6 protein-coding genes are annotated in these 6,000 nt (G+C 71.6%); 3 read left to right on the plus strand and 3 right to left on the minus strand.

Annotation, left to right across the window (positions count from 1 at the left end; genetic code table 11):
• The first annotated feature begins 114 nt into the window (after positions 1 to 114).
• Complete coding sequence (locus tag ACFRCG_RS19895; protein WP_380033180.1) at positions 115 to 534, plus strand: phage holin family protein; 420 nt, start codon at positions 115 to 117, stop codon at positions 532 to 534.
• 76 nt (positions 535 to 610) lie between these two features.
• Positions 611 to 1,531, plus strand: coding sequence for an alpha/beta fold hydrolase (locus ACFRCG_RS19900; protein WP_126639186.1), 921 nt, complete (start codon positions 611 to 613; stop codon positions 1,529 to 1,531).
• Between the two features lie 428 nt (positions 1,532 to 1,959).
• On the opposite strand, the gene ACFRCG_RS19905 is transcribed toward ACFRCG_RS19900, so the two are convergent.
• The 3 genes from ACFRCG_RS19905 to nth form a co-directional block, all read right to left on the minus strand.
• Positions 1,960 to 3,144, minus strand: a complete 1,185-nt coding sequence (locus ACFRCG_RS19905) for a MarP family serine protease (RefSeq protein ID WP_379998894.1) — start codon at positions 3,142 to 3,144, stop codon at positions 1,960 to 1,962.
• Between the two features lie 188 nt (positions 3,145 to 3,332).
• Entirely contained in the window at positions 3,333 to 4,067 is a 735-nt protein-coding gene (locus ACFRCG_RS19910; protein WP_380033182.1) for an NUDIX hydrolase, read from the minus strand.
• Positions 4,064 to 4,954, minus strand: coding sequence for an endonuclease III (nth, locus tag ACFRCG_RS19915; RefSeq protein ID WP_380033184.1), 891 nt, complete (start codon positions 4,952 to 4,954; stop codon positions 4,064 to 4,066). Before nth ends, ACFRCG_RS19910 begins: the two co-directional genes overlap by 4 nt.
• A 217-nt stretch (positions 4,955 to 5,171) precedes the next feature.
• On the opposite strand from nth, the gene ACFRCG_RS19920 reads away from it, so the two are divergent.
• Entirely contained in the window at positions 5,172 to 5,846 is a 675-nt protein-coding gene (locus ACFRCG_RS19920) for a Crp/Fnr family transcriptional regulator (RefSeq protein ID WP_078976497.1), read from the plus strand.
• Positions 5,847 to 6,000 lie beyond the last annotated feature (154 nt).

A 6,000-nucleotide genomic window follows, 5' to 3' on the forward strand; every position in this document is an offset into this window, starting at 1 on the left:
GGATTGCTTCGTTTCCCATCCGAAACACTCGTACGACGTGCCCCGGTGGATACGTATCACCGCAGCAGGGCATGATCGGGGTTCGGCTTATCCATATCGGTACGAGGAGTGACCATGGCAGGCACCGACAGGTCCCCGGCCCAGGACGTGCCCGTCGACGCACAGCGATCCCTCGGCGAGCTGTTCTCGTCCGCCAGCAAGGACATGTCCACCCTGGTCCGCAGCGAGATCGCGCTCGCCAAGAGCGAGGTCAAGGTCAGCGTGGTCAACGTCGCGAAGGGCGGCGGCGCGTTCGGCGCGGCGGCCTTCGTCGGTGTGTTCGCGTTCATCTTCCTGAGCTTCGCGGTCGTGTACGGAATCCACGCCCTGGGTCTGGGTGTGGCGTGGAGCTTCCTGATCGTCGGCGGCTTCTACCTGCTGCTCGCGGGCGGGCTCGGGTACTACGGGATCGTGTCGTTCAAGAAGGTGCGGCCGCCGGAGCGCACGATCACCACCACCCAGGACACGATCACCACGCTCAAGAACGTCGGCTGACCCCGCGGCGCGCCCGGGCCGGGGAAACCGGGCGCGGAAACCGGAGTGGGATCGCGAGTGTGCAACCCTGCTCGACATGACGGTTCCCGAGAGCACCGTGGTCAACGTGGCCGGGCCCTGGACGCACCGCGACATCGCCGCCAACGGCGCGCGGTTCCACATCGCCGAGACGGGCGAGGGACCGGTCGTGCTGCTGCTGCACGGATTCCCGCAGTTCTGGTGGACCTGGCGATACCAGATGCAGGCGTTGGCCCGGGCCGGCTACCGCGCGGTCGCGATGGACCTGCGCGGCTACGGCGGCAGCGACCGCACCCCTCGCGGCTACGATCCGATCACCCTGGCCCTGGACGTGACCGGGGTGATCCGCTCGCTCGGCGAGCCGGACGCGATCGTGGTCGGCCACGACCTGGGCGCCTATCTCGGGTGGACCGCCGCGGTGTTGCGGCCCAAGGTGGTCCGCCGACTGGTCGCGGTGTCGATGCCGCACCCCCGGCAACTGCGCGGCGCGCTGCTGACGGACCGTCACCAGATGGCGGCGAGTTCGCACATCTTCGGCTTCCAGCGGCCGTGGGTGCCCGAGCGGCAACTGATCCGCGACGACGCGGCGATGGTGGGCGACATGCTGCGCGCGTGGTCGGCGCCGGGCCGGCCGGTCGACGAGTCGTTCACCCGCTATCGCCAGGCGATGCTGGTGCCGGGCACCGCGCACTGCGCGGCCGAGCACTACCGGTGGCTGATCCGCTCCATCCCGCGCCCGGACGGCATCCAGTACTCCGCCCGGATGAAGGCTCCCGTCGAGGTGCCCACGCTGCATCTGCACGGCGCCCTCGACCCGGTGATCCTGCCGCGCACCGCGGCCGGTTCCGGGCGCTACGTGGAGGCGCCGTACCGCTGGCGACTGCTGGACGGCGTCGGGCACTTCCCGCACGAGGAACAACCCGCGATGTTCACCGAGGAACTGCTGGGCTGGTTGAAGGATCCGGAACCCGAACGTTGAAGTTCCGACAGCGCTTTCGGGTCTTCGTTGTGTGATCTCGATGGGCATATCCGACACTTCCGTACAGATCACCCCGGGTGGGCTCGGGAATCGTTTCCGGCCCGGCGGGCGGCGCGATTACGCCGTCGGTGGCCCGGGTAGGCGCCCCCGTATGAGCCGGACGTACAACGCTCCGAGCATGGCGGCGGGGGCCGGGGACACCCGGTCGGAGACGGCAGAGACCCTCATGGTTGAGATCCACACCACCGGTACCCAAGGGTTCGAGCACGAGCGAGGGGCGCCGGCCGGCGCGGTTGCCGACCGGGGGGATCATTTCCCGGGGCTGATGGGGATATTGCGCCGGCGAGCGCGCTGGTTGACATTGCGCCTGCGCTTCCCCCGCTGACCCGGCACGGGCCGCCGCGCTCCGGCGGTCCGTCGGTTCGACGTCACATCGCGCAACTCTGGGTGTCCACGGGGCGGTCGGCGACCGCGCCTGCCTCGGCGTCCGCGCGGACCTCCTCCACGGTGAGCGCGTATCCGGTGGACTCGTCGTCGAGCGACTTGGCGAAGATCACCCCGGCGACCTTGCCGTTCGGCGAGATCAGCGGTCCGCCGGAGTTGCCCTGGCGGACCTTCGCGTAGAGCGAGTAGACGTCGCGACTGACCGTGCCGCGCTTGTAGATGTCCGGACCGCCGGCCTGGATCCGGGCCCGCACGCGCGCGGCCTCGACGTGGAAGGCGCCGTTCTCCGGGAAGCCCGCCACGATCGCGTCCGCGCCGCTTTCCACCTTGGGCTCGAACAGCAGGGGGGTGGCCTTGAGTCCGGGCACCTTGAGCACCGCGATGTCGCGCTTCCAGTCGTAGAGCACGACCTCCGCCGGGTATTCCCGGCCCTCGCCGCCGATCTGCACGTTCGGCTTGCGCACCCCGCCGACCACGTGGGCGTTGGTCATCACGCGCTGCGGCGCGTAGACGAAGCCGGAGCCCTCGATCACCTTGCCGCAACTTTTCGCGGTGCCGACGATCTTGACGATCTTGTCCTGGCTCTCCCGGACCGCGGGCATCGACAACAGCTTGGGGTCCGGCGGCGGCACCTGCGGGATGTCCTCGCGCACGAACGGACTGAACACCTGCGGGAAGCCGTTGCGGTCGAGCAGGTTGCCGAAAGAGGAGAACCAGGTGTCCGCGCCCCTGGGCAACACCTTCTGCACGCCGCCGAGCACCTGGGACGAGCGCACCTCGCGCGAGACGGTGGGCATCGACGCGCCCGCGACGGACGAGCCGATCAGCCACACCACGATCAACAGCGCGCACACGCTCACGATCGCGCCGCCCGCCGCGTCCACCAGGCGCGCCGGTCGCCAGGTGAGTCGGCGGCGCAGCCGGTTGCCGGCCGCGGTGGTCAACGCCTGGAGCGCGGTGGCCAGCACGAGCACGACGCAGATCGCCGCGATCGAGGGCCCGAGCCCCGGCTCGAATCGGTTCAGCAGCGAGGGCACCAGCCACATGCCGAACACGCCGCCGCCGATGAAGCCCAGGAACGAGAGCACGCCGACGATGAAGCCCTGCCGGTATCCGGAGATGGCGAAGGCCACCGCGGCGGCGAGCAGCAACAGGTCCAGGACATTCACGCGCTCACGTTCTCACGTGCGAGCCCGCGCTGTCCGCAGCCGTGCCGGTTCGTCGAACACCGGTGACACAGCCGTACACAGCCCCTGTCGACGCACCGCCGGCGCGCTCTCGCGCCCGGGCCGGCGGGGCGTCGCATCGGTGCCGCGGAGGCCGCGCCCGAATCCGCCGGACAGGGCCCGGGCGCCGATCAGTCCCGGACCTCGGGTTCGGAGGCGGTCTCCTCGTAGGGGTCGAAGCCGCGCCGGGCCAGTCGGTCCTCGGCGTCGGACAGGGTGATCTCGCGCCGGGGATCCCACGGCCGCTCCCACCCGGTGTGGTGCAGCACCCGGTCGATCAGCCCCGCGGTGAAGCCCCAGACCACCAGGTCCTGCACCTCGAACGCCGGTCCCAGGTGGCCGCCGGGATGCCGCAGCCGGACCCGGTTGGCCGGGTCGGCGAGTTCGGCGATGGACACCCGCAACACCCGCGCGACCTCCTCCGGCGCGCCCGGGGCCACCTCGCTCTCCCGATGCCACCAGGCGAGCACGGGGGTGACCACGAAGTTGCTCACCGGGATGTACAGGTCGGGAAGTCGGCCGAAGACCCGCACCCCGGCGGGGTCGAGCCCGACCTCCTCCCGCGCCTCGCGCAGCGCGGTGCCCTCGGGCCCGTCGTCGCCCGGATCCACCGAGCCGCCGGGGAAGGCGGCCTGGCCCGCGTGCGAGCGCAGCGTCGCGGCACGCTGGAGCAGCAGCAGATCGGGTCCCTCGGGGCCCTCGCCGAACAGGATCAGTACGGCGGAGCGCCGGCCGCCCTCGGCGGGCGGCAGGAAGCGGCTGAGTTGTTCGGGGCTGACCGACCGGGCGGCGCGCGCCACCGGGCGCAGCCACTCCGGCAGGTCGGCCTCGGCCCACGTCTGGATCCCGGTCCCGGTCTGCGTCACCCGGCGTCCCCCTCGTCTTTCGGTGCTTTCGGTGCGTCCTGCGTCGGCTCGGCCTGCTCGACCGGCCGGCCCAGCACCGGTTCGGCCGGCGGCTTGAGCCGTTGGCCGGGCTGTCCGGCCATCTCGTACTTGAGCAGGGCCCGGGCCTTGATCGGGTCCGTCTCGCCCTCGCCGTAGGCCGGACACAGCGGCGCGATCGCGCACGCCCCGCAGGCGGGCCGGCGGGCGTGGCACACCCGGCGGCCGTGGAAGATCACCCGGTGCGAGAGCAGGGTCAGGTCGCGGCGCGGGAAGAGCGCGCCGACCTCCTTCTCGATCCGGACCGGATCGTCGTCGGTGGTCCACCCGAAGCGGCGGGCCAGTCGCCCGAAGTGGGTGTCGACGGTGATCCCGGGGACGTCGAAGACCTCGCCGAGCACCACGTTGGCGGTCTTGCGGCCGACCCCCGGCAGGGTGACGAGGTCGGCGAGCCGGCCCGGCACCTCGCCGGCGTAGCGGTCCAGGAGCGCCTGGGCCAGGCCCTGTACCGAGCGGGTCTTGGCCCGGAAGAACCCGGTCGGCTGAATGATCGACTCCAGTTCCGCGGGTTCCGCGGCGGCGATCGCGGCGGCGTCGGGGAAGCGGGCGAACAGCGCCGGGGTGACCGTGTTGACCCGGCGGTCGGTGGTCTGCGCGGACAACACCACGGCGACCAGCAACTGGAACGCGTCGCCGTAGTCGAGTTCGCAGTGCGCGCCCGGGTATATCTCGCCCAGTTCGCGGTTGATCCGGCGCGCACGGCGCACCAGGGCCAGGCGGGACTCGCCCTTCCCGGCTTTTGTGGCTTTCACGACCTTCGCGGTGCTCCGCGACCCGCGCGGCGCGGGCTCCGTCACGTTGCTCGACACCCGGCCAGAGTACGCAGATACGCGGGCACTACGGTCGAGCAGTCCGCACACGCTCGATCACAGGAGCGACATGTCCGGTTACTGTGGATCCGCCCGTTCGTGATCCAGGCCACCCCGCGTGATGATTGCGGGTACCGGTGCGTCAGACTGTGACCGATCGCACTGTTTGACCGTCCGGCTTCATTGGTGTCGACCAGGCCGGCCTAGGAGGAACCTCGTGGACGACGTTTTGCAGCGGGCTCCGCTGTTCGCGGCGCTCGAAGATGAGGACGCCGCCGAGCTGCGGGCCTCCATGACGGAGGTCGGGCTCGAGCGCGGGGACTCGCTCTTCCACGAAGGTGACCCGGGCGACCGGCTTTACGTGGTGATCGAGGGCAAGATCAAGCTGCACCGCAGCTCCAACGACGGCCGGGAGAACATGCTCGCGGTGCTCGGCCCGGGCGAGATGTTCGGCGAGTTGTCGCTGTTCGACCCCGGACCGCGTACGGCGACCGCGACCGCGCTGACCGACGTGCGGCTGCTCGGCCTGGGCCACTCCGACCTGCAGCCGTGGCTGACCGGTCGGCCCAAGGTCGCCGCGGCACTGCTGCGGGCGATAGCCCGTCGGCTCCGGCGGACCAACGAGAGCCTGGGCGACCTGGTCTTCTCCGACGTGCCCGGCCGGGTGGCCAAGGCGCTGCTCGACCTGTCCCGCCGGTTCGGTGTGCCGGCCGACGAGGGCATCCACGTGGCGCACGACCTCACCCAGGAGGAGCTGGCCCAGCTGGTCGGCGCCTCGCGGGAGACGGTCAACAAGGCGCTGGCCGACTTCGCGAGCCGGGGTTGGCTGCGGCTGGAGGCGCGTGCGGTGGTCCTGATGGACGTCGAGCGGTTGTCGCGCCGCTCGCGCTAGTACTCGCCACACATCGACCGTGGGGCCGCCGGCGGCGGGCCCGCGGGGGGGGTTGGGGGGCGCCGCGCGGCGGCGGCCGGGCGCGCGGGCCGCAAAGACCGCGGGGGGCGGGCCCACCACACCGCGGCCCCCCCCACCGCGCCGGGCCCCGCGG

It is taken from the genome of Embleya sp. NPDC056575 (assembly GCF_042793325.1).
Classification (GTDB): Bacteria; Actinomycetota; Actinomycetes; order Streptomycetales; family Streptomycetaceae; genus Embleya.